Annotated in this window: 17 protein-coding genes; 4 read left to right on the top strand and 13 right to left on the bottom strand. The window is 52.2% G+C overall.

Annotated features, from left to right (window positions below):
- Window positions 1-182: 182 nt before the first annotated feature.
- The 4 genes from KNP84_RS08215 to KNP84_RS08200 form a co-directional block, all read right to left on the bottom strand.
- Entirely contained in the window at window positions 183-2,162 is a 1,980-nt protein-coding gene (locus KNP84_RS08215) for a methyl-accepting chemotaxis protein (RefSeq protein WP_251131183.1), read from the bottom strand.
- A gap of 172 nt (window positions 2,163-2,334) precedes the next feature.
- Window positions 2,335-2,802 (bottom strand): SRPBCC domain-containing protein, encoded by a 468-nt coding sequence (locus KNP84_RS08210; protein WP_215114595.1) that lies wholly within the window; start codon window positions 2,800-2,802, stop codon window positions 2,335-2,337.
- Window positions 2,803-2,883: 81 nt separating this feature from the next.
- On the bottom strand, window positions 2,884-4,362 hold the full coding sequence (locus KNP84_RS08205; RefSeq protein ID WP_251131182.1) for a class I adenylate-forming enzyme family protein: 1,479 nt from the start codon (window positions 4,360-4,362) through the stop codon (window positions 2,884-2,886).
- Between the two features lie 61 nt (window positions 4,363-4,423).
- Complete coding sequence (locus tag KNP84_RS08200; RefSeq protein ID WP_215114593.1) at window positions 4,424-5,284, bottom strand: SDR family NAD(P)-dependent oxidoreductase; 861 nt, start codon at window positions 5,282-5,284, stop codon at window positions 4,424-4,426.
- Between the two features lie 249 nt (window positions 5,285-5,533).
- On the opposite strand from KNP84_RS08200, the gene KNP84_RS08195 reads away from it, so the two are divergent.
- On the top strand, window positions 5,534-6,169 hold the full coding sequence (locus tag KNP84_RS08195) for a peroxiredoxin-like family protein (protein ID WP_215114592.1): 636 nt from the start codon (window positions 5,534-5,536) through the stop codon (window positions 6,167-6,169).
- Window positions 6,170-6,244: 75 nt separating this feature from the next.
- Here the strand turns inward: KNP84_RS08195 and KNP84_RS08190 are convergent, their stop codons facing one another.
- The 7 genes from KNP84_RS08190 to adhE all read right to left on the bottom strand — a co-directional run bounded on the left by KNP84_RS08190 (window position 6,245) and on the right by adhE (window position 15,561).
- Window positions 6,245-6,766: a GNAT family N-acetyltransferase gene (locus KNP84_RS08190; RefSeq protein WP_021067335.1), complete on the bottom strand. Its 522-nt coding sequence runs from the start codon at window positions 6,764-6,766 to the stop codon at window positions 6,245-6,247.
- Between the two features lie 141 nt (window positions 6,767-6,907).
- Window positions 6,908-8,815, bottom strand: coding sequence for a PTS fructose transporter subunit IIABC (locus tag KNP84_RS08185; protein ID WP_215114591.1), 1,908 nt, complete (start codon window positions 8,813-8,815; stop codon window positions 6,908-6,910).
- Window positions 8,812-9,741, bottom strand: coding sequence for a 1-phosphofructokinase (gene pfkB, locus KNP84_RS08180; protein WP_215114590.1), 930 nt, complete (start codon window positions 9,739-9,741; stop codon window positions 8,812-8,814). Before pfkB ends, KNP84_RS08185 begins: the two co-directional genes overlap by 4 nt.
- On the bottom strand, window positions 9,738-10,484 hold the full coding sequence (locus tag KNP84_RS08175; protein ID WP_021067332.1) for a DeoR/GlpR family DNA-binding transcription regulator: 747 nt from the start codon (window positions 10,482-10,484) through the stop codon (window positions 9,738-9,740). Before KNP84_RS08175 ends, pfkB begins: the two co-directional genes overlap by 4 nt.
- Before the next feature lie 139 nt (window positions 10,485-10,623).
- Window positions 10,624-11,535, bottom strand: coding sequence for an alpha/beta hydrolase (locus KNP84_RS08170; protein ID WP_215114589.1), 912 nt, complete (start codon window positions 11,533-11,535; stop codon window positions 10,624-10,626).
- Window positions 11,536-11,638: 103 nt separating this feature from the next.
- Window positions 11,639-12,829: a zinc-binding metallopeptidase family protein gene (locus KNP84_RS08165; protein WP_215114588.1), complete on the bottom strand. Its 1,191-nt coding sequence runs from the start codon at window positions 12,827-12,829 to the stop codon at window positions 11,639-11,641.
- Window positions 12,830-12,969: 140 nt separating this feature from the next.
- Window positions 12,970-15,561, bottom strand: a complete 2,592-nt coding sequence (adhE, locus tag KNP84_RS08160; protein WP_215114587.1) for a bifunctional acetaldehyde-CoA/alcohol dehydrogenase — start codon at window positions 15,559-15,561, stop codon at window positions 12,970-12,972.
- Between the two features lie 380 nt (window positions 15,562-15,941).
- Between adhE and KNP84_RS08155 the strand changes: the two genes are divergently transcribed.
- The 3 genes from KNP84_RS08155 (at window position 15,942) to KNP84_RS08145 (ending at window position 18,652) form a co-directional block, all read left to right on the top strand.
- The gene (locus KNP84_RS08155) at window positions 15,942-16,394 is read left to right on the top strand and encodes a MarR family winged helix-turn-helix transcriptional regulator (RefSeq protein WP_251131181.1); all 453 of its coding nucleotides are present in this window, start codon (window positions 15,942-15,944) and stop codon (window positions 16,392-16,394) included.
- 79 nt (window positions 16,395-16,473) lie between these two features.
- The gene (locus KNP84_RS08150) at window positions 16,474-17,187 is read left to right on the top strand and encodes a YebC/PmpR family DNA-binding transcriptional regulator (protein ID WP_215114586.1); all 714 of its coding nucleotides are present in this window, start codon (window positions 16,474-16,476) and stop codon (window positions 17,185-17,187) included.
- 145 nt (window positions 17,188-17,332) lie between these two features.
- Entirely contained in the window at window positions 17,333-18,652 is a 1,320-nt protein-coding gene (locus tag KNP84_RS08145) for a Na+/H+ antiporter family protein (protein ID WP_021067326.1), read from the top strand.
- 149 nt (window positions 18,653-18,801) lie between these two features.
- Here KNP84_RS08145 and KNP84_RS08140 read toward each other — a convergent pair whose 3' ends face one another.
- Window positions 18,802-20,253 (bottom strand): glutamate synthase subunit beta, encoded by a 1,452-nt coding sequence (locus KNP84_RS08140; protein WP_215114585.1) that lies wholly within the window; start codon window positions 20,251-20,253, stop codon window positions 18,802-18,804.
- Complete coding sequence (gene gltB / locus KNP84_RS08135) at window positions 20,250-24,689, bottom strand: glutamate synthase large subunit (RefSeq protein WP_215114584.1); 4,440 nt, start codon at window positions 24,687-24,689, stop codon at window positions 20,250-20,252. The genes KNP84_RS08140 and gltB overlap by 4 nt, the downstream gene beginning before the upstream one ends.
- Window positions 24,690-24,807: the final 118 nt, after the last annotated feature.

The raw sequence follows: 24,807 nt of genomic DNA, 5'->3' as shown, positions 1-24,807 counted from the left end.
AGGATGCGTCCGTGCATCCTTTTTTTGTGGACAGACGATTCCGTCAAGTTGGCTTGCCTTTACAAACTTGAGGTTGATGATGCCAGGGCATTCATTCGGTCATCAGTCAGTGAAGCATACTTGTAATAAACAAAAAAGGGATGATGATCTGCCTCGAACAGATCCTCATCCCTTTTTCTCATTCATACGTTAAAGCGTGATACGAGCTCCTGCAACTCTTCTGCCATATCCGCAAGTGACTTCGCGGATTGCGCAATCTCTTCCATCGAACCGAGTTGGTCCTCCGTCGTCGCCGCCACTTGCTTCGAGGCGACCGAGTTCTCATCGGCGATATGGGCGATTTGCGTCGCTGCGGCCGAGACTTCTTCGACGTTGGCGGCAATCTCTTCAACCGTCGCCGTCACGTCCTCGATTCGCGGCGTCATCGCCTGCGTCTGGGTCATAATCGTTTGGAAACGCTTGGCCGTGTTTTCCGTCGTCTCGAGCCCGGCTTTCGTATGAGCCGACACTTCTTTCATCAACTGGACCGAACGTTCCGTCTCTTGTTTGATATTGTCAATCAACTCGGAAATCTGTTTCGTCGACTGTTGCGATTGTTCGGCGAGTTTCCGTACTTCGCTCGCGACGACGGCGAAGCCTTTCCCGTTCTCACCGGCCCGCGCCGCTTCAATCGCAGCGTTCAAAGCGAGCAAGTTCGTCTGGGTCGCGATGCCGTTGATGACATCAACGATATTGCCAATCTCGTTTGACCGTTCGGCAAGCGAGTGGATGACTTTCCCAAACGTCTCGACCGATGAGTCGATCGCTTGCATCTGGGCCACGTTTTCCGTGACAGCAGTCGTCCCGTTCTCGGCCTCGAGCGCCGTCTCCCGTGACAGCTCTGACACGTCGGTCGAGCTTTCCGCGATGCGCATGATACCACCGGTGATGGCTTGGAGCGATACGGCGTTATCGTCAAGTTGACGTTTCGAGTCATCCGCTCCGGCGGCCATCTGTTGGACCGCACCGGCGATTTGTTCCGATGCGGCCGTATTCTGCGCCGAGTTGGCCATTAGTTCCTGTGACGAGGCGGCGACTTGTCCGATTGATTGATCGAGATTTCGGATGATGGCGCGCAAGGAACGCGTCATCTCGTTGAAACTTGCGGCGACACGACCGACTTCGTCGTTCGACTCGACGACGATGTCTTCGGTCAAGTCACCGGCTTGAATTCGTTCGGCCCCGACCGTCAAGCGGTTCAACGGGCGCAAAATCGAGCGTAAGATGACGTAGAGCAGTCCCGCTGCCAAGACGAGCATCAATCCGATCACACCGACGGTCGTCCAAAGAATTCCAGACGTCTCATCCGTGATTTCTTCATCATATAGCGTCCCGGCAATTTTCCAGCCGGTCAACTCGTTCGTCATGAAATCCATCTGCTTGCCTTCATTCTCGAACTCATAGGCAAAGCGGCCCGCATTTTCCGCATAGAGCGGTTCAATCCATTCGCCTTCCCCTTTTTCCCCAGGCGCCATCGTCGGATGGGTGACGAACTGTTGTAACGCATCAAGAATCGTCACGTAGCCTTCTTTCCCGATTTGAATGCTCGCCGCGACGGCTGCGATATCGTCAACGTCGACGTCCACCGCGATCACCCCGCGACCATCTGTCCCTGTCTGCGACAGCGTGATCATCATCTTGTTCGAGGCTGCATCGACATATGGGTCCGTCACGACGACGTTCCCACCGGCCGCTTCGGCCGCTTCATACCAAGGACGCGTGCGCGGGTCGTAATCATCCGGTAACTCTTGCGCCGGATAAATCGTCATCTCGCCACCAGTCGAGGCGTAGTATATATTCGTCACGTTCGGATGCGTCTCCAAATACTCGAGAAACTTCTCTTCCAAGTTGAGGTTCTCTGCCCCCGACTCGTAAAGGGACGAATCAATCCGTCCCGCAAAGAACGCGACATCGCGTTGAATCGGTTCAATCAGGTTGGTGATTTCATCATTCATCCGCTCCACTCCCGCGTGTGCCGACTGCATAATTTGTTCGGTGATTTTCTGTTTCGCCTGATTGTAGGCGACAAACCCAATCAATAAAGAAGGAATCAATAATAGCACCAACGACATCGTAATCAATTTTTGTTTGATGGTGATGGTTCGGTCGTTCATTCGTCTCATAAAACAACTCCCATTCTCGAGAAAAACTCGTTATGTTAACCTTTGTATCGGACAGATGGAGGAGGATGTTGACACCCTAGACAAAAAAACATCACCTTTTTCTATTTTTCATCATTGAAACCCTTTTCATACACAAAAAGACCGTCTGTTCGCAGGAAGCGAACAAACGGACTCAGTCATTGGTCAAATAGCGGGCCAGATTGTCGAGTGTGGAGCGAAGTCCGGCAACATGGTCTTGTTTCTGAATGCCCGGCGGCACGTTCTCACAGACGATCGTGACGCGCGTCCCTCCATCGAGCGCCTCCAAATACCACGTCTGGGTCATCTCACCAGCAAAGGCCGGGTCTGCTGACTCGAACGTTCCGATTTGGACGATTTTTTGGCCAGGAACGAGGTCGACAAAGCGCCCGTTCGATACATCGGTCTGAGCTGTCGTTTTGCCGAGTGCCCCATCTTTCGCTTCATACATGAGCACGAACTGATACACGCCCCCAGCCCATGGCTCGAAGACAGGGGCACGAACCGACATGCCTTCCGGCGGGAGCCACTGGACGAGCTCCTCCTTGTCGAGAAATGCTTGATAAATCCGTTCTGGCGTTGCCTCAATCCATGTCTCTGCTGTATCGATCCGTCGATTCATCACTTCATCACCCCTCACATTTCGTTATTGCATTCATTAATCTATATGTAACCCTCTATCCGCATTCCCAATCCACATTTTTCAGCCCTTGATACGAGTCATTGATTGAACTCGTTTTCGGTCCAACTTGCCTACAGGTGTATAAGGTAATTCTTCAACGAAAACAATCTCTCGAGGGATTTGGTATGCTGCCAATCGCGTGCGTAACCAGCTCAAAAGTGCTTCCTCCGTCATTTTATTATCAGCATATAGCTGTACGAATGCCTTCAGAATGTTGCCAGCGTAGACATCGTCCACACCGATGACAGCGACGTCTTCGACACTCGGATGATTGCACAAAGCAGCTTCGATTTCCGACGGATAGATATTGTTGCCGGCTGAAATGATTAAGTCGTCTGTTCGTCCACATAGAAAATAATAACCGTTCTCGTCCCGGTAACCCATATCGCCAGTTTGAATCCAAAGGTTTGGGCTGTTTTTCATGGACCACTTATTCCGAATACAAAATTGCCCAATCCTGCCGGGTTCAACTTCTTTTCCATCCACGACTACTTGCAAGTGGCTTCCCGGAATTGCTTTTCCAAGCGTGTCTGGATGATCATATAAATCTTTGGGTGTCGCAATGATATTCAAGCCGGCTTCCGACGTTCCATATAGGTTGTATAAGACGTTCCCCAGATGATGGGTTACTTCACTCACTAAAACCGGATTTAGTTTTGCACCTCCAGACGCAATGCAAACCAGGGATCCGAGCGCTTCTTGATCGTGCTTCAACATTTTATGGACCATCAAAGGAACGACCGTGACCACTTCCACTTGATGCTGCCGAATGAGGGCGCATGCGTTTTTCGCATCAAAGCTCTCTTGAATGATAACTTTCTTTCCTAAAGCCAGAAATGATAGCAGGACAGCAATCCCGTAGCCGTGATAAATCGGCGTTGCAATATAGGCCGTGTTGTATGTTGGCAGCTGCAATCGGTTCAGTAAAGCCGCAAACGGATTTAGAAAATTAAACAAGGATGGGCGGTGAACCACTTGTTTGGGCTTTCCAGTTGTACCACCGGTCAACAAGACAACCTTTCCGCTGGAAGAGGCCGTCAGTTTGTCTTTTCGATGTGGAACCGACGTTGACAACCTGTTGATGGATTCATGTGTTTCATGATAACTGACGAGTTTCGACTGTTGATATGAAGATTTTTCAATCAATCCACTAAATTCTTCGGCGTAAATCAGGAAGTCGAAACGATGTTCTTGCACGAGGCGATCGAACTGTAGTTGACTCATCGAACAATTGAGCAAGTATATATCTGCGCCGAGCCGTGAGGCAGCAAAAATGCCTTGCACGAACGCCGCGTGGTTTTTACAGAAGAACGCTACTCTATGTCCTTTAACAATTCCATACCTCTCTGCTAAAAGAGAAGCGAGATGTTCAGAGCGCTTCTGCAACTCCTCATAATTGAGTGTTCCCCGACTATCCACCAAAGCAGTCTTTTGGCCTCCTGTCTTTTCCGTCAATGAAAAAAGAAGCATCAGGTTTACACCGTTTTGACGGATTGCCAAGCAAAGACGTCCTAAGTTCGATGGGGAAAGAAAATTGAGCTGCGACAATATGTTCAATAAATTAAACATGGTCTCTGTCACGCTCCTTTTTCTTTACTAACTTGAGAACGATAAAGGATAACGGTGATCTGAAAACAACTGAAGCCCATTGACCTAGAATCAGCCACCACGGTTTATAAACTTTTCGTTTCGTATACAAGGCGTGTCCAATCATTTCCGCCACGTGAACCGGTGACATGGCAGGAGAACTCTGATAAGCAATGGTCGGTTTAATCATGGGTGTTCTCACGAGCGGTAGGTAAATAGAAGTGGTGTATATGTTTTTGACTTTCAGTTCCGGCTCCGCCGAGCGCAACCACGTATCAAACGCGGTTTTAGACGCCTGGTAGGCAGCCCAATAAGGTATGGGGAATAACAAGACGTTGATAGAGGAAACATTGATGATTTGCCCATTATTCTTGGCAAGCATCGGAATGAGTGATAGCAATAACTGGACCGGGGCAAAATAATTAAGTGCCATTGTACGTGTGAAGTCATGGTAACGATCCAGCGACTGGGCAATTGGACGGTTTATGGAGATGCCGGCATTGCTGACGACAACATCTAATCCGTTCGTCAATTGATGCAGAAATGCCAGCAAGCCTTTTCGTTCCTCTTCATTTCGCAAATCTGCCGGGAATACTGTTACACGGGCTGTAGCCTGTTCAATGTCGACTTTCATGATGTTCATGTTTGCTTCGCTGCGCGCCACTAGAATCAGGTGCGCAGTCGTATCCGCTAATAGATAGGCGAACTCTTTGCCAATCCCTGAACTCGCTCCAGTAATCAGGACAGTCTTCCCATCCATTTCTTTTTTCATCTTCTCAAAATTGAAGGAAGGCGATAAAAACAGGGCTCTCTCCAATAGAGTGTAGTTATGCATGTCGCCAGCACCTTTTTATAAAATATCGTGATTTGATTAGTTAGCTTCTCACTAATTCACTTCATAAATTTTACCATTTTAATCCGATTCATGAAATAGGTAAGGATATCGTGAATACATTCCACATAAAGGCGTCAATACGGGATTTTAATTTCCACGTTCAAGTGTTGTACGTAATGTTATAAGGAAATCCTCATAATTGTAATCCCAAATTTGTTAAGTTACCATATCGGAAAAGGGGGTAAAGATTTGAATACATTATTGGAAGAAATCAAAGCGTATAAAGAACAATTCAAACAAAAGGCACCAGCTGAAAAGCAACGATTGATGGCACAGGCGACGCAAGAATTGAAAGATTCGGGGATGGCGTCCGGTCTAGTAATAGGCGATCAAGCACCGATGTTTGAATTGCCTCATGCGGACGGAACTCAAATCGATTTGAAGGTACTTCTTCAAAAAGGACCTGTTATCGTCACGTTTTATCGCGGTGGATGGTGCCCCTACTGTAACCTCGAACTCCGAGCGTATCAGCGAGAATTGGCACAAATCGAGGAAAAAGGTGCGACACTCGTGGCCATCAGCCCGGAAACGCCAGATTATTCGCTATCGACGAAAGAAAAGAACGAGCTCGACTTTTACGTATTGAGTGACGTGGACAACCATGTCGCACGACAATTCGATCTCGTCTTTGATATGCCAGATTACTTAATTGAGATTTACGAAGCATCCGGACTTCACGTTGATTCACATAACGGGAATGAGGACTGGCAGCTCCCGAAGCCAGCGACATTCATCATTCAACCAGATGGCACGATTTCATTCAGTGATGTACCCACTGATTATACGGAACGTGTCGACCCGATAACAGTCATCGGAAAATTGTAAAAAGTGAGGAGATGACACGTGTCATCTCCTCAACTGTTTTAAAAAAGACCGTAGAGGGTTCTACGGTCACTAAGCTTAGGCTCCCATAATTGAATCATGACGGGTCGTTTCCCAACCATATGCCACTTCGCGGAGTAACAATTCGCCAAACTCCCGATCTTTTTGGTCGATGACCTGTCCTTGTTTCCGCTCATAAAATGTACGGAACGGATTCATCTCAAGCGCCCAAATCAAAAGTCCCGCCTCACACATGGATTGGACGGCATGTTCAAGAAGAGCGGACCCGATTCCGTTCCCTTGATGATTCTCCAAAATATAGATGGCATATACTTCGTTCGTATGGTTCGGATACTCCCCTGTGCGCTCTTCGCCGTAAAGGACGAAACCCACAATCTCATCATTCACAATCGCCACAAAACCGGCTATTTCTTGCCGATGAAGCGCTGTCCGCAACCGTTCTGCCCATTCGATGGAACCGGAAGAAACTTTTAATAAATACTCAGTTGGTACGATCCCCCGATAGGTCGTACGCCATCCGTTCACACGCACTCTCGCAATCCCATACACATCATCTGGTTTGGCGACCCGAATGTCCAATGTGACCCCCTCCTAACCCGAAGCTTTACAAATAGTTTACCACAAATCCCCAACTCACAATCCAAGATCATTTGAATTTTGGTCGTTCTTCCACCACAAAAAAAGAGACGCTACCTTCACTGAGGCAACGTCTCACATTACTTATGCAACGTCTTTTGATTGAACCTGTGTTGACGATGTTAAAGGTTTTTTCAAGAATGACAAGAGCAGTGCTCCAATCAAGGCTCCGGCAAGAATCGCGAGGGCGTAAAGACCCATGCTCATAGCGACGTTTCCAGCTCCTTCAAGGAGTGGGAAGACGAAGATTCCACCGTGCGGCGCTGGCAATTGGATGGCGAAGAAGGCTGACAATCCACCAGCGATGGCTGATCCGAGAATCGCTGACGGCAATACCCGAATCGGGTCGGCCGCTGCGAACGGAATCGCGGCTTCCGTGATGAACGAGGCACCCATGATATACGCTGTCTTGCCTGCTTCACGTTCTTGTTTCGAGAACTTTTGACGGGCGAACACAGTCGATGCGAGTGCGACGAGAAGCGGTGGTACCATCCCACCAGCCATGACGGCCGCCATGACTTCTTGGTTACCGGCAGTAAGTGCCGCTGTACCGAAGACGTAGGCTGTCTTGTTGATCGGACCGCCCATATCGACGGCCATCATACCACCGACGATGACACCGAGCAAGATGGCGTTTGCGCCGCTCATGCCGTTAAGTGTCTCCATCAACCAAGACATGAGTGCTGCAATCGGTTCATTGACGACGAGCAACATAATCATCCCAGAGATGAATGAACCGAGAAGCGGATACAACAGGACCGGCTTGATTCCTTCAAGTGTGGCCGGCAATTTCGCGAGCGCTTTCTTCAAGAAGAGGACGACATAACCGGCAAGGAAACCGGCGATGAGTCCACCGAGGAATCCGGCGTTCCCTTGGCTGGCGAGTGCCCCGGCGACGAGACCTGGTGCGAGACCTGGACGGTCGGCAATCGACATCGCGATGAAACCAGCAAGAATCGGAACGAGGAAGCCGAACGCTGCGCCACCAATCGTCATGAGTTGAGCGGCGAATTCGTTGTACGATGGGTCATCCGGGTTAGCCGAGTTGATACCCCAGAAGAAGCTGAGGGCGATCAAGAGACCACCAGCGACGACGAGAGGAAGCATCGCAGATACCCCGCTCATCAAGTGCTTGTAGATACCGGTGCGCTGTTCTTTTTGCTGACCTGACTTCCCAGTCGCTTGATAGACCGGTCCATCTTGTTTCACAGCACGATTAATCAACTCTTCTGGCTTCCGGATCCCTTGGGCGACCGGGACTTCAATGACGTGTTTACCGGCGAACCGGTCCATCTCGACGGCTTTATCGGCTGCGACGATAATGGCAGTCGCTTTCGCGATGTCGGCCGCTGTCAATTCGTTTTTGACGCCGGTCGAACCGTTCGTCTCGACTTTGATATCGACGCCCATCGCTTCCGCTTTTTGCTTCAAGCTATCGGCGGCCATGTACGTGTGCGCGATTCCCGTCGGACATGCCGTGACGGCAAGGATGTAAGGTGCATCGGCTTGAACCGGTTTCGAAGTAACAGGAGCCGCCTCAGCCGCTTCTTTTTCTTCGATGGCCCGAATGACGTCATCTTCTGACGTGGCTGCATAGAGACGTTCTTGGAACGCTGGATCCATAAGGAAGACAGATAATTTCGAGAGTGTTTCCAAGTGTTCGTTATTGGCGTGCTCCCCGGCAGCGATCATGAAGAACAAGCGGCTGTCTTGGCCGTCGAGTGCTTCGTAATCGATGCCTTCCGAGCGTCCGAAGGCGATGGCCGGTTGTTTGACGGCTTTCGTCTTCGCGTGCGGGATGGCGATCCCTTCACCGAGTCCGGTCGTACTTTGTGCTTCACGTGCGAGAATCGCGTCGCGGTAGCCGTTACGGTCCGATAGTTTGCCAGCGCGGTCGAGCACGTCGACGAGTTCTTCGATGACTTCGGCTTTCGAACGGCTGCGGAGATTCAGTTGAATCGTGTCCTTTTTAAGAAGGTCCGTGATGTTCATGTTGTTTCCTCCAATCGAGATAGTGGGGTGACGCTGACTTCGCCGACCAAGCGGTCCACGTCTTCTTTTGTGCACAGCCCGAACGTATAAGCAGACGCGCTTCCGGTCGTGACCGCGTAGCGGAACGCCTCAGTTGCGTCGTGGTCTAGAATGTTGGCAACGAACCCGGCGACGAGTGAATCGCCTGCACCGACCGAGTTGACAAGTTTGCCGCTCGGTGTGTTCGCCGTATAGGCGCCTGTTGCATTGACGAGCATAGCTCCGTCACCGGCAAACGAGACGATGACGTTTTGGGCACCTCGTTCGACCAACTGCTCCGCATAAGGGAGCGCCTGCTCGAACGTCTCGATGTCTGTGTCGAACAGTTCACCGAGTTCATGATGGTTCGGTTTGATCATGAGCGGTTGGAGCGCGAGCACTTCGAGCATCGCTTCCTTCGTCGTATCGACGACGAACTCGGCACCGTTCGCCCGGACCGTCTCGGCAAGCGTTCGGTAGAGCGTATCCGGTAGATTGCCCGGGATACTGCCGGCGAGGACGACAATGTCGCCTGATTGGACATGATCGAATTGACGCGTCAACCGATTAAGTTCCGTGTCCGAGATGACCGGTCCGCTCGCGTTCAATTCCGTCTCTTCTTTCGCCCGAATCTTAACGTTGATGCGCGTTTCTCCATCGACTTCGACGAAATCGGTTTGGACGCCTTTGTCTGTCAGTGCCTTCTTGATGAAGTCTCCTGTCGTGCCGCCGACGAATCCGAGGGCGACCGTGTCGACGTCGTATTCACGTAAGACGAACGATACGTTGATGCCTTTGCCTCCGGCCCGCTGCGTCGTTTCTTGAATTCGATTGACTTCACCGAGGACGACTTCAGGGAGTGTCACGTAATAATCGATTGAGGGGTTCAGGGTTAACGTGTAAATCATTGGGCGTTCACCACCTTTGTGATTGATTGAATCGAACTGACGCTTGACGAGTCGCTCCATGTGACGAGCGTGGCCGCTTCGAGCGGTGCCACTCGGCTGAACGAACGTTTCCCGAATTTTGAATCGTCCGCCAAAATGTATGCCTCGCGCGCCAATTCGATTGCTGTTTTTTTGACGAGTGCCTCTTCCGGGTCAGGGGTCGTGTACCCGGCTTCTAAGTCGACGCCATTGATGCCGAGAAAGGCGAGGTCGACCCGATAGTTCATCATGCTCTCTCGAGCGTTATAGCCGACGAGTGCCTGTGTCGACCGTTTCAACTCACCGCCGATCACGAACGTTTTGATATCGAGGTCGAACAAGTCGTTGGCGATCGGTAAGCTGTTCGTCACGACGATCACATCTTTTCCATCTAAGAAAGGAACCATCGCTTGCGTCGTCGTACCGGCATCGAGATAGACGGACATCCCGTCTTCGATGAACGTCGCGGCCTTCCGTGCGATCGCGACTTTTTCATCGACGTGTTGATCTCGTTTCTCCTCGAACGTCGGCTCTTCTTCGTAGCGGGCCACGAGCGTTGCGCCGCCATGTACCCGTTCGAGATATCCTTCTGCTTCGAGGTCGGTCAAATCTCGGCGAATCGTCGACTCCGACGATGCCGTCAACTCGACCAATTCTTTCAATTTGACAATCTTTTGCTCCGACAGACGTTGCAAAATCAGTTGATGTCGTTGCTTCGTTAACATCATATTCCCTCCGTAGCTCTAATATAAAGCGTTTTCATTTAAAAAACAATCATAAACATTCAAAAACATTCATCTTTTTTAACGTTGTCACAATTATAACATAAAAAACGGTCACTTAGTGACCGTTTTTGACAGTTCATTATCGTTTCAACAACCAATCGTTCAAGCGACGGATGAGTTCGGGATGAAGCGGCCCCTCAATGGCGTCCCGATATTCCTTATGCAACGTGAGGAGCGCGTGCGGACTCGTCCGTTCGACGAGCAAGTGGTTCATGTCGTGGATGATGTGGCTGTCGACGTCCCCTTTCGTCCGAATCGAATGGACGTGCTCCGGTGGGACTTGGACGTCGCGGTCGCCGGTCAGGGCGAGCACGGGAACACGCACATGTTCGAGCCGCTCCCGGACGTCATAGGATGCATGTTCGCGAATCCACTTGGCGTTGACGACTTGGCCGCGGTACTTGAAAGCGGCGACATTCGTCCGCAGTGACCGTTCGAGCAAATCGTCTTGGCGCTGACGAATCTTCTTCGGGACGCCGGTCAATCGATAGAACACGCCCTTGAGTCCTTTCACCGAACCGACTTCAGTTGCAAGTGCGTCGGCTTGCAGCAAAAACATCTTCTTCGAGGAATCGTTGAATCCGGCGAGAAGAATCAGTCCGGCCGCGTTCGTCTCGAGCTGGACCGCCGGGGCGATGACGGCCCCTTCGCTGTGGCCGAGCACATACATGTCCCCTGCGTCCGGCTCCTGTTCGATGGCGTTGACGACGGTGATCGCATCTGTCACCAGGTCGTGCAGCCCGACTTTATTGAAATCACCGTCCGATTCACCGATGCCTTGTTTGTCATACCGATAGACGTTGACACCCATTTTAAAGAGCGCCTCGGCCAGTTTTTTATATGTGCCGAATTGGGATGGTCCCAAATTGCCGTCCCTGTCGCTCGGCCCGCTCCCGCTGAGCAGGACGACCGTCTTTCGGGGCTCGCCGTGGGTCATCCACGTACCGGCCAGTTGTCCATAATTCGTTGTCACGTTCAGTTGTCGTTCCATCGTATCGCCTCCCCTTTCATCATACCGAAGTATTTAAGAGAGGACGAGTGTTTATCCGTAAAGAAAAGACGTTCTTATTAGGAACGTCTCGGGGAAAATCGTTTCATTGAGTGATCAGCCACTGCTTCAGCCATTCAACTTGCTCTTCCATCACTTCATTGGATAGACGATCTAGATTATCGTATTCAGTATGCAAGTCATAAACCGCCAACCGCGAATCGCTCAGGACGGCTAGAGGTAAGTCAGCTTCTCCGTAGCTGTCCAGACTTGAACTGCCTAATATCGTCACATCAAGTGCGTCGAACGGTTCTGTCTCTAAAAAGGAGTGGCGTTTCATCCCAATCGTTCGAATGTAAAGTGGGTCGTCGCCCGTTCCCATGGCATCTAACTGCAGAATCGTCTTTACCGATGGTTGACGCTCTTTCAATTGAGCGAGATAGTCATCACTTGCCTCTTCTCCAAACCCACTACCATTAAAAAAAACGTAGCGGATTGTGGCATCGGTTTTCACACCGTCCATCTTTTCTAATAAATGATAAAGGACGGAAGACCCACTAACGCTTGAGAGGACATGATCCCCTTTCCACGAAGCGTCAAGGCGAGACATGATGACAATTTCTTCATCCCCTTCCCCTTGTTGAACATACTCTATATACGGTATTTCTTCGCGGTACGGTTCGATGACAATCATTTCGCCATCACGAAAAGCTTCGGCCGCCTCTCCATCGACTCCGGTACCCCCAATCGGTAATGTATAGGAAACAATCACGAAGCCGCTCTCATCCGGTTCATTTGGATGCGGTGTAATGACGTAACCGGCTGCCCCTGCTTCAGCGAGTTTACCTAAGTAACGGTTGGCCGCTTCATCATTATCGATGACCCCGTAATAATCTGACGTATAGGCCGTATGCGACTTTTCGAGAGAAGTGTCTGTCATCGGCAACACAATCACTTTGCCTTCCACTTGTTCGATGGGGTCATCCCAGTTCATATGTAAAAGTTCACCTTTGATCTCCTGTTCGAGCGCCATGCTCGAGTATCCTTCAAAATAATCGTCGCCTAGATAAATGTCCGTCCAATAAGTAGAGCGCTCCACGTAATGGACGACACGCTTCGCACTCACTTCTAGCTCTGTACCAAATGTGTCAAAAAACTCAAAACTATCATAACTATCTGCATCCCGATCTTGTGACGCAAAATATTCAGCCGTTTCATAAGGACTTGTTGATGAAAGCGGATTGAAATAAAGAAAAACGGTAAATAGTGCCGACAGTAAGCTGTACATAATTGTCATCTGCGTATCTCCATCAAAATTACTCACCAATAAATGGTTGTATTATCCTATTATATTAAGTGATCTGACAATTGTATATTTCTTTTCACAAAAAAACGGCTTCCCTCTGAATGAGGGAAACCGTTTGATTGGTGCAAGACTTATACGCCTTCGTAAGCAGCGTACATAATCTCTTTCAATTCTTCAACGAGCGGCATTTTCGGGTTAGCCGTCGTACATTGGTCTTCGAACGCGTCGACTGCCATCTTGTCGACTTTCGCGTCGAGGTCCGCTTTCTTGATGCCTTGGGCTTTGAACGAGAGTTTGATGTTCAAGCGCTGACCGAGCTCGATGATCGCTTGGATGAGCGACTCGACGCCTTCTTCCGTCGTGCTGGCTGGAAGTCCGAGGTAGCGCGCGATTTCAGCGTAACGCTCGTCGGCGATGAATGACTCATATTTCGGGAACGCCGCGAGTTTCGATGGGCGTGTCGCGTTATAGCGGATGACGTGCGGCATGAGGATCGCGTTCGTCCGTCCGTGTGGGACATGGAACTCGCCACCGATTTTGTGTGCGATCGAGTGGTTGATACCGAGGAACGCGTTCGCGAACGCCATACCAGCCATTGTCGATGCGTTGTGGACTTTCTGACGTGCTTCGGCGTCACTGCCGTTCTCATACGCTTTCGGGAGGTAATCGAAGATCATCTTCATCGAACGAAGCGCGAGTCCATCCGTATAGTCGTTTGCCATGACCGAAACGTACGCTTCGATGGCGTGTGTCAACACGTCCATTCCTGTATCAGCCGTGATTGAAGCTGGGACCGTCATGACGAACTCAGGGTCGACGATGGCGACGTCCGGTGTGATCGCATAGTCAGCGATCGGGTATTTGACGTTGCGTTTCTTATCCGTGATGACCGTGAACGGTGTCACTTCAGAACCCGTACCTGATGTTGTCGGGATGGCGACGAACATCGACTTGTTACCGAGCGTCGGGAATTTGTATGTCCGCTTGCGGATATCCATGAATTTTTGGCGAAGGTTCGAGAACTTCTCTTCTGGGCGTTCGTAGAAGAGCCACATGCCTTTCGCGGCATCCATTGGTGATCCACCGCCGAGGGCGATAATCATATCTGGTTGGAAGTGACGCATCGCTTCGGCACCGCGCATGACCGTCTCAACTGACGGGTCTGGTTCAACTTGGTCGAAGATGCGGTACTCGACGCCAGCCGGCAAGTTTTTGACGACTTTATCAGCAAATCCGAGTTTGACCATCATTTCATCCGTGACGATCATCGCCCGTTTTTTCGATGTGAGCGATTGAAGGTATTGGACCGAGTTTTTCTCAAAGTAAATCTTTTCAGGGACTTTAAACCATTGCATGTTCACGCGACGTCTCGCCACCTTTTTCACGTTGAGTAGATGTTTCGCCGTCACGTTCTCAGAGACGGAGTTTTTACCGTACGACCCACAACCGAGTGTGAGTGATGGTGTCATTTCGTTATAGAGGTCACCGATCCCGCCGTGTGCCGTTGGCGAGTTGACGATGATGCGGCAAGCTTTCATTCGGAGTCCGAATGCGAGGATGGCGTCGTCGTCAGTCGAGTGGATGGCTGCCGTATGACCGAGACCACCGATTTCGAGCATCTTCTCTGCGATGGCGAAACCTTCTTCACGCGATTGAACTTTGTAGGCTCCGAGTACTGGGCTGAGTTTCTCATGTGAGAGCAGTTCTGTCGCACCGACCGTCTCGAGTTCGGCGATCAAGATTTTCGTATCGACCGGGACTGTGAGTCCAGCTCGTTCGGCGATCCAGGCTGCAGGCTTCCCGACGATTTCCGGGTTGACCGCACAAGAGTCTGTTTTAATGACGAGTGTCTCGAGTTTTGCTTTCTCTTCTGGTGAGCAGAAGTAGCAACCGAGCGCCGTCATTTCGGCTTTCACTTCTTCGTACACTTCTTGGTCGACGATAATCGCTTGTTCAGATGCACAGATCATCCCGTTATCGAACGTTTTCGACAAGATGACGTCCGAGATGGCACGTTTTACTTTTGCTGTTTTGTCGATGTAGGCCGGAACGTTACCAGGACCGACGCCAAGGGCTGGTTTACCAGTCGAGTAGGCTGATTTGACCATCGCCGCTCCACCAGTTGCGAGGACCATGGCGACTCCTGGGTGGTTCATGAGCGCTTTCGTCGCGTCGAGTGACGGTTTTTCAACCCATTGGATCAAGTGTTCCGGAGCTCCCGCTTCGATGGCTGCGTCACGAAGGATGCGTGCCGCTTCACTTGAACACTGTTGTGCCGACGGGTGGAAACCGAAGATGATCGGGTTACGTGTTTTGATGGCGATGATTGCTTTGAACATCGTCGTTGATGTCGGGTTCGTAACCGGTGTGACCCCGGCGACGACACCGACTGGTTCCGCGATGTACGTGATGCCGTTTTGCTCATCGTCTTCGATGACGCCGACCGTCTTCTCGCCACGGAGTGAGTTATAAATATATTCTGTCGCAAAGATGTTTTTGATCATTTTATCTTCAAACACACCGCGACCTGTTTCTTCATATGCATGTTTCGCGAGGGCGACGTGTTGTTCGAGACCGGCTAACGCCATCGCTTGAACGATCGCATCGATTTTCTCTTGGTCGAACGTCATCAATGTCTCGAGCGCCGTGTGGGCTCTAGTGACGAGCGTGTCGACCATCTGTTCTGCTGATGTTTCTACTACTGCTTTCTCTTTAACTGCCATGTTGGTTTCCTCCTCATGAATGAGAGCTTATACTGTTGACTTGATGGAGAGCACGGGGCAATCAGTTGGTTTGAGAAGAGTTTGTGCTTTCCTTCACATTCATAGAATACAACGTTTCTTGCATTTTGTGCGTGACAACAATGTGAACTCTTTCACAATATTTTTTAGGAGAATGAGGATAGGGCTTGCTTTTTCATATGACGCTCAGTAAAATCGAATGCGTTTTCATGAAAATAAAGCATATGCGATATGTAAACGCTTACATCCATTGTGTCCATGATGAGGCGAATGCGCTGTGCAAAATGTCACGGGATGAGGATTGGTCGTCCACCCTGCGCTCGGTCGTGTATAATGAAGAAAGAACCTAATTAGGAAGTGACATGATTATGCCGAGACAAGACGCAGCCGATCAGTTCGTGAAACTGATCCCATTAATTCGCCGGAAGTTATTACGTCGTTCCGACCTTCCGCAAATCCCAAACTTAAACTTTTCCCACTTTCATCTCCTCATGTTGATTGAAGATGAAGGCGCGGTCACGAACGGACACATCAGTGAGACGTTATCGATTGCCCCGCCGAACGTGACGCCGCTCATCACGAAGCTCGTCGATGAGGGCTACATCACCCGCGTCCCGGACGAACGCGATCGTCGTGTCATCTGGAATCAACTGACCGAAAAGGGCGAACTCGTCCTCCGCGAGCGTCGGGATTCGTTCCGTCGCCTGTTCGAGGACCGTCTCGCGTTTCTGAACGAGGAAGAGACGGACCGCCTAATCGACAGTTTGAAGACGTTGACGGAGATCGTCGAGAAGATGGATAAAAGCGAGGGATGATTTTTGCTCGTCAACATCCACGTCTTCTTATATAATCGAGGATGAATCAATCGAACAATGGAAAGAGAGATGACATGTAATGGGTCGTAAATGGAACAACATTAAAGAGAAAAAGGCGTCAAAAGACGCCAATACGAGTCGCATTTATGCGAAGTTCGGCCGTGAAATCTACGTAGTCGCCCGTCAAGGGGAACCAGATCCAGAATCAAACCAAGCACTCAAGTTCGTCGTCGAACGAGCGAAGACGTACAACGTCCCGCGCGCAATCATCGACCGCGCCATCGACAAAGCGAAGGGCGGCGACGAAGAGAACTTCGATGAGCTCCGCTATGAAGGATTCGGACCGAACGGCTCGATGCTCATCGTCGACACGCTCACGAACAACGTCAACCGGACGGCGTCTGAAGTCCGCGCCGCTTTCGGTAAAAACGGCGGCAACATGGGTGTCAGCGGGTCAGTCGCTTACATGTTCGACGCGACGGCTGTCATCGGTGTCAACGGCATGTCTGCTGACGACGTACTCGAACTCATGATGGAGCACGACCTCGACGTCCGTGACGTCATCGAAGAAGATGAGACGGTGATCGTCTATGCGGAACCAGAAGCGTTCCATGCCGTCCAGACTGCCTTCAAAGCAGCAGGCATCGAGACGTTTGAAGTCGCCGAGTTGACGATGCTGCCACAAAACGAGATTGCCCTCGACAACGAGTCGAAAGAACAGTTCGAAAAACTACTCGACGTCCTCGAAGACCTCGAAGACGTGCGCCAGGTATACCATAACGTTGAAGGATGACGAACGAGCGATAACTTTTCGGAGTTATCGCTTTTTTTGAACAATCGATTTGACAACCCGAAACACGTATGTTAAATTTCAAAAGTCTTTATCATATTAAAGTGATAACAAGAGAAAGAGTTTTGAATGAAAGGTGTTGGAAATGATGAATGCTGTCTTATTAGCTGTTATCGTATTATTCGCTCTTGCGATCAGTCGAGTTCACATCGTCTTATCGCTCATCCTTGCCGCCGTCGTCGGTGGTCTGGTCGGAGGTCTCGGGTTCAATGAGACGTTGACCGCCTTCAGTGACGGGCTCGGCGGAGGTGCGACGATCGCCCTCAGTTACGCGTTGCTCGGCGCATTTGCCGTCGGTCTATCAAAAACAGGGCTCCCAGACGTCCTGGCTGAAAAGTTAATCAGCATGTCAGGCCGCGACGTCACAGGCAAAAGTGTGACCCGGGTCAAGGCATTGTTGCTATCGTTCCTCTTATTACTAGCAATCAGCTCGCAGAACGCGCTACCGATTCACATCGCGTTCATCCCAATCGTCATCCCGCCGCTCCTCGTGCTATTTAACGAGTTGAAGCTCGACCGCCGTCTCGTGGCGACGATTCTCACATTCGGTCTCGTCACCCCGTACATGTTACTCCCGGTCGGATTCGGTGGCATTTACTTGAATGAGATTTTGCTGCCGAACGTGGAAACGAACGGCATGACCGTCGGTGATGTCAACATCGTCAGCATCATGGCCATCCCGGCCCTCGGTATGCTCGTCGGTCTCATCACTGCTTTCTTCCACTATCGGAAGCCGCGTTCGTATGAGACGATTCAACTCGGACCAAGCGACTATGAGGTCCGGACGTTGAGCCCGCTCAAGATTTGGCTCACGGCCGCTGTCATCCTCGTCGTGCTCGTCGTACAGCTTCAAACCGAGTCGATGATCGCCTCGGCCGTCACAGGACTCATCTTGTTGACGTTACTTCGCCTCATCCCTTGGTCAGAGGCCGATGACATCTTCACGAGCGGCATGCGCATGATGGCCTTTATCGGCTTCGTCATGATTGCAGCAAGCGGTTTCGCCGCCGTCATCCGCGCGACCGGTGCCATCGAACCACTCGTCAGTGGTGCGAGCGGCATTATGGGTGACTCACAATTTGTCGCCGCACTCGTCATGCTCCTCGTCGGACTCGTCATCACGCTCGGCATCGGTTCGAGTTTCTCGACGGTTCCAATCATCGCGGCCATCTTCGTCCCGCTTTGCATCCAGTACGGTTTCTCGGTCGAGGCGACAATCGCCATCATCGGGACGGCCGGTGCGCTCGGTGACGCCGGTAGCCCAGCGAGTGACTCGACACTTGGCCCGACGAGTGGCTTGAACGCCGACGGTCAACACGACCACTTGCGTGAGACGGTGTGGCCGACGTTCCTTCACTACAATATCCCGCTCATCATCTTCGGTTTGATTGCCGCCATGGTACTGTAATCACTTCCGGTTACGCCGCGCGTAAATCGTGCCGAGTAAGACGAGCACGAGTAAAAACCAAATCCCGGTATACATGAGGATTTCGATAATCATTGCTAACTCCTCCTAAATATCCATGTAAAAAAGGAGCGACATCGCGTCGCTCCTTTTTATGATGAAGTTTTTAGCTGTTGTTGACAAGTGTTCAAGTATCCGTCGACGGTATCCGCGACTTCGCGGCCTTCCCGGATCGCCCAAACAATCAAACTTTGTCCCCGTCTCGCATCCCCTGCGACAAACACACCTTCGACGTTCGACGTATAGTCATGGTTCGCCTCGATGCCGACCTTCCGGAGTTCACGTTCCGGTCGTTCGAATCCGATGGCGACAAGCACGAGATCGGCTGGATACGTCTCGACCGAACCGTCGACGACGAAGAATGTCGCCTGTCCGTCCGGTTTGACGATTTTCTCCATCCGTTCCGTCTCAATCCCGACGACCTGATCCCCTTGTTTGATGACCCGGTTCGAACGAATTAAATACGTACGCGGGTCACGGTCGAAGTGTTCGATTGCTTCCGCATAGGCGTAATCGGTCGACAACGTGTCCGGCTGGAGCGGCCATGGCCGTTCCGGTGCCCGGAACATGCCTTTCTCCGGGTGCTTCCCAAACTGTGTCACCGACTTGGCCCCTTGACGGATCGCCGTCGCCACACAGTCCGCGCCCGTATCCCCGCCACCGATGACGATGACGTCTTTCCCGTTCGCGTCGTATCGGGCGTCGAGCGATTTCCCGCCGAGCGTACGCGTCGACTCGGTCAAATAATCCATCGCCGGCTCAACGCCTGTGGCATCATCCCCATCGATGCCGAGCGTCCGCTGTTTTTGAGCGCCCGTCGCGAGAATGACGGCATCGTACGTGTGACGGAGTGACTCGATCGTCACATCGGTCCCGACGTTGACGCCCGTCTTGAAGCGGATCCCCTCCGCCTCGAGTAGACGTACACGACGCCGGACGACATCTTTCTCGAGCTTCATGTTCGGGATGCCATAGAACAACAGGCCGCCCGCCTCATCCGCTTTCTCATAAATCGTGACCGCATGACCGAGCTGATTCAACTGATCGGCCGCCGCGAGCCCGGCCGGCCCGCTGCCGATGATGGCGACACGGCGTCCGGTCCGTTTCTGGACGTGACGAGGTTTGACCCAGCCTTCCTCGAACGCCCGGTCGATAATCGTCCGTTCGATCGATTTGATGGCGACCGGGTCCTCACTGATGCCGAGCGTACACGAGCCTTCACACGGCGCCGGACAGACACGACCCGTGAACTCTGGGAAGTTGTTCGTCTCCATCAATCGCTCGTAGGCCCGATACCAATCTTGATCCGAGACAAGCTTGTTCCACTCCGGAATCAAGTTGTGAATCGGACAACCGATCGTCTCTTGTCCGATCATGTCCCCGACGTGACAGAACGGGGTGCCGCAATCCATGCAGCGCTCGGCTTGTTTGACGATTGGTCCGTCTTCCATGCGGGAAGCGTATTCTTTATAATCATGAACCCGTTCGACGACAGAACGCTCCGGCAATGTCTGTCGTGGGATATCGATAAATTTATGTCTCATACTCCCCCTCCTTCAGTCACGACACGGAATAGTTCGAGGGCGCGGTCGGCGTCACTCAATTCCGGACGCGTCGCCTCGATGTGACGCATGACGTCAAGCACGTTCGCATAGTCACGCGGCACGATTTTGACGAAACGTTTACGTTCTTGCTCGAACGCCTCGAGCACGGCTCTCGCTTTGACACTGTCCGTATGGAACTGGTGCATCTCGAGCAGTGCATAAATCTGTTCGGCATCCTCGTCGGTCAATTCACGGTCGACCGAGACGAGTTCTTGGTTGACGAGCTGTTCGTACGCTTGGTCCCCGTACAGATAGGCGACCCCGCCCGACATCCCGGCCCCAAAGTTACGCCCGACATCCCCGAGGACGACGACCGTGCCGCCGGTCATATATTCACAGCCATGGTCACCGACCCCTTCGGTCACGGCGACGGCACCCGAGTTACGGACGGCAAACCGTTCTCCGACGTGACCGTTGAAGAACGCCATCCCGGACGTCGCCCCGTAGAGACAGACGTTCCCAGCGATGACTTGTTCACTCTCTTCGAACGGGGCATGTTTCTCGGCGATGACGGCGAGCTTTCCGCCGCTCAAGCCTTTCCCGACATAGTCGTTGGCGTCGCCGATAACCGAGATAGTGATCCCGTTCGGCAAGAAGGCACCAAGGCTTTGTCCGGCCGAGCCGCTGAGTCGGAGTGAAATCGTGTCCTCGGCGAGTCCGACGTTGCCATGCACTTTCGTCACTTCATGACCGAGCATCGTTCCGACGGCGCGGTCCGTATTGCGGACACGTCCGACGAAGAACGTCGGTTGGAGCGATTTGATGGAACGCGAGACGGCTGGAATCAATTTGCGGTGATCATACGACTGATAGGCCGGATGGGCCAACTCCTCTTTCTCCGGCAAAGCCGTCGGAATCGACAACATCGGCGTCAAATCGAGCGTCTTCGCTTTCGGATGAGCTTGTTTCCAGGCACTCTCCTCCAACAAGTCGGTCCGACCGATGACGTCACGAAGCGAGGTCGCTCCGAGCGAGGCTAAAATCTCCCTTACTTCCTCGGCGAGAAACGTCATCAAGTTGACGACATGTTCGGGTTTCCCCATGAACTTCGCACGCAACGCCGGATCTTGGGTCGCGACACCGACAGGACACGTATCGAGGTGACACGCTCGCATCATGATGCAACCGAGCACGACGAGCGGTGCCGTCGCGAATGCGTATTCCTCGGCACCGAAAATGGCGGCGAGGACGATATCGCGTCCGGTCATGAGTTTGCCGTCAGTCTCGAGCGTGACGCGGCCCCGAAGCCCGTTCAACGCGAGCGTTTGGTGCGTCTCGAGCAGACCGAGCTCCCACGGGAGTCCCGTATGCTTGATTGACGTCCGCGGCGACGCCCCTGTCCCACCGTCATAACCGCTGATGACAATCGTATCGGCGTTCGCCTTGGCGACACCGGCTGCAATCGTCCCGACGCCTGACTTCGAGACGAGTTTGACGCTGATTTTCGCGTTCGGATTGACATGCTTCAAGTCAAAGATGAGTTGCGCTAAATCTTCAATCGAATAGATGTCGTGGTGTGGTGGTGGCGAGATGAGACCGACACCTGGGACGGAGCCGCGCACTTCGGCGACCCATGGATATACTTTGTTCCCAGGCAATTGTCCGCCCTCACCCGGTTTCGCCCCTTGCGCCATCTTGATTTGAATCTCATCGGCGTGATACAAGTATTCGGCCGTCACGCCGAAACGTCCACTCGCGACTTGCTTGATGCGACTAACGCGTTCACTGCCGTCCTCGTCAGGGGTGAACCGCTTCCGGTCTTCCCCGCCTTCCCCTGAGTTACTCTTGCCGCCGATTCGGTTCATGGCGATGGCGAGTGTCTCATGGGCCTCTTTTGACAAAGATCCGAACGACATCGCTCCCGTCTTGAAGCGACTGACGATCGATGCGACCGACTCGACCTCGTCGAGCGGAATTGCATCCTGTTGTTTAAATGCGAACAATTGGCGCAAGAATTGACCTGATGACTCATGGAGCTTGACGTAGGCGTCATAATACCGGCGCTCGTTCTCGCGGCAGGCTCGTTGTAAGAGGTGAATCGTCTTCGGATTGAAGGCGTGCTCTTCCCCATCGGCGCGCCACTGGAAGTCGGTCCCGGCCTCGAGTGGTCGCTCGCGCTTATAGGCGGATTCGTGCTGCCGGCGCGACTCGTCTTCAAGTTCGGTGAAACCGACACCGGACAACTGTGACGTCGTCCCACGGAAATGGCGTTCAATCAAGGCGCGGTCGATGCCGACCGCCTCGAAGATTTGGGCACCGCGGTAACTTTGTACGGTCGAGATGCCCATCTTCGACATGATTTTCACGATGCCATCGACTGAGGCCGTCTGATAGCGGCGGACCGCCTCATCGAACGAGTACGAAAGTTGACCGGCTTCGACCGCCTCGGCGATTGTCGCATAGGCGAGATACGGATAGACGGCGTCGGCGCCGTAACCGATTAAGGCGGCCGCTTGATGGACCTCGCGAACTTCACCGCTCTCAGAGACGAGACTGCAGGATGCCCGTAGATCGACGCGAATCAAGTGCTGGTGGACGGCGCTCAATACGAGGAGCGCTGGCATCGCGAGCATATCTTCATTCATGTTTCGGTCCGACAAGACGATGACGTCGGCACCGTCGCGGATGAGCGCCTCGACTCGCCTGAACAACGCCTCTAACGAAGCCTCCAAATCGTGTGTATATGACGTATCGACCCGTTCGACGCGCAACGTGTCGTTCACTTTTTCGAGTGCGACCGCATCGAGGAACGGGTGCTTGAGCCAGACGCGACGGGCGTGACCACGGCCGGTATGGACCGGGTTCGCTTGTGGCCCGAGCCATGTGAATGTCGCCGTGACGATTTTCTCACGCAATGCATCGATCGGCGGGTTCGTGACTTGGGCGAAGTGCTGTTTGAAGTAATGGAACAAAGAGCGTGGCCGCTCAGACAACACCGCGACCGGTTGGTCATGTCCCATCGACCCGATTGGATCCTTTTTTTCGAGGATGAGCGGGACGAGATATTGTTCAATGTCCTCTTTCGTGTATCCGAACGCACGCTGCTTTCGATGCAGGTCGGCGACGAACGGCTCGTCGACCGGTCCATCGCTGAGTTCGGTCATCTGCTTCAACCATTTACCGTACGGCTCGGCCCGTGCGATCGTCTGTTTAATTTCCGCGTCCGGGATGAGTCGTTTCGACTCCAAGTCGATTAATAACAGCTGCCCAGGACGGAGTCGTTGCTTCGACTTCACGTTCTCGGCTTGTACCGGGATGACGCCGCTCTCTGACGACAAAATGAGCTCACCATCCAGTGTCTCGATATAGCGCATCGGTCGTAGTCCGTTTCGATCCAAGATGGCCCCGATTTGACGGCCGTCCGTGAAGACGACACCGGTCGGCCCATCCCAAGGCTCCATGATCGACGAATGATATTGATAGAAGTCTTTTTTGAACGGGTCTATTTTTACTTCCGCGAACGGCTCAGGGATGAGCATCATCGCCGTATGGGCGATGGAACGTCCGGTGCGTGTGAAGAACTCGAAGGCGTTGTCGAGCATCGACGAGTCGCTTCCCGTCTCTTGAAGGACCGGGAACAGCTGATTGACGTCCTCGAACAAATCGGTCGAGGTCACGCCTTCACGAGCCCGCATCGCATCGATGTTTCCGCGGAGCGTATTGATTTCCCCGTTATGGACGATCATGCGGTTCGGATGCGCCCGCTCCCATGACGGGAACGTGTTCGTCGAGAAGCGGGAATGGACGATGCCGAACGTGCTCTTGAAGGACGACGCCTGTAAATCGAGATAAAAGCGCTCGATTTGTTCCGGCGTGAGCATCCCTTTATAGACAATCGTCTTCGTCGACAAGCTCGGCATGTACAGGTTCAACGCTTCGGTCTTTTCAATCGTCCGCCGGAGCTGATAGAGTGTCCGCTCGTTTGAGTCATAGTCTGCGAACGGGCACGAGACGAACCATTGGTAGATGGTCGGCTGTGTCACGCGGGCATGCTCACCGATCGCATTTGGATTGACCGGGACTTCGCGCCAGGCGATGGTCGCGAAATCAAATTCGTCGGCAATCGCTTCCATCTGACGTTGCTTATCCTGCAGTCTCGACTCATCCGGTTGGAAAAAGACCATTCCGACGGCATAGCGACCTGGTGTCGGCAAATTCATCGTCTCAAGGAACAGTTCGTGCGGCAGCTCGGTCATGATTCCCGCGCCGTCACCGGCATCGATGACGCCTTGTCCGCCTCGGTGTTCTAGCTTACAGAGCATCGACAGCGATTTACTGACGATGTCATGTTTTTTCTCTCCATTTAGGTTGACATATAGCCCAATGCCACATGCGTCTTTTTCGAATCGTGAATCGTACAAGCCTGTTCGCTTCATCGAATCAACCCCTCTCTCTCGAACTTGTTTCGTAAATTTTATTTTGTTCTAAATATTCTGATAAATCAAGTGGGTTGTATACTATTCTGCATAACACAAATCGTCAAAGTCATAATTG

Origin of the sequence: Exiguobacterium sp. s70, assembly GCF_018618315.1 — a bacterium.
Classification (GTDB): Bacteria; Bacillota; Bacilli; order Exiguobacteriales; family Exiguobacteriaceae; genus Exiguobacterium; species Exiguobacterium chiriqhucha.
The sequence above is the reverse complement of the archived record's forward strand: the minus strand, read 5'-3'. Positions and strand labels throughout refer to the sequence as shown.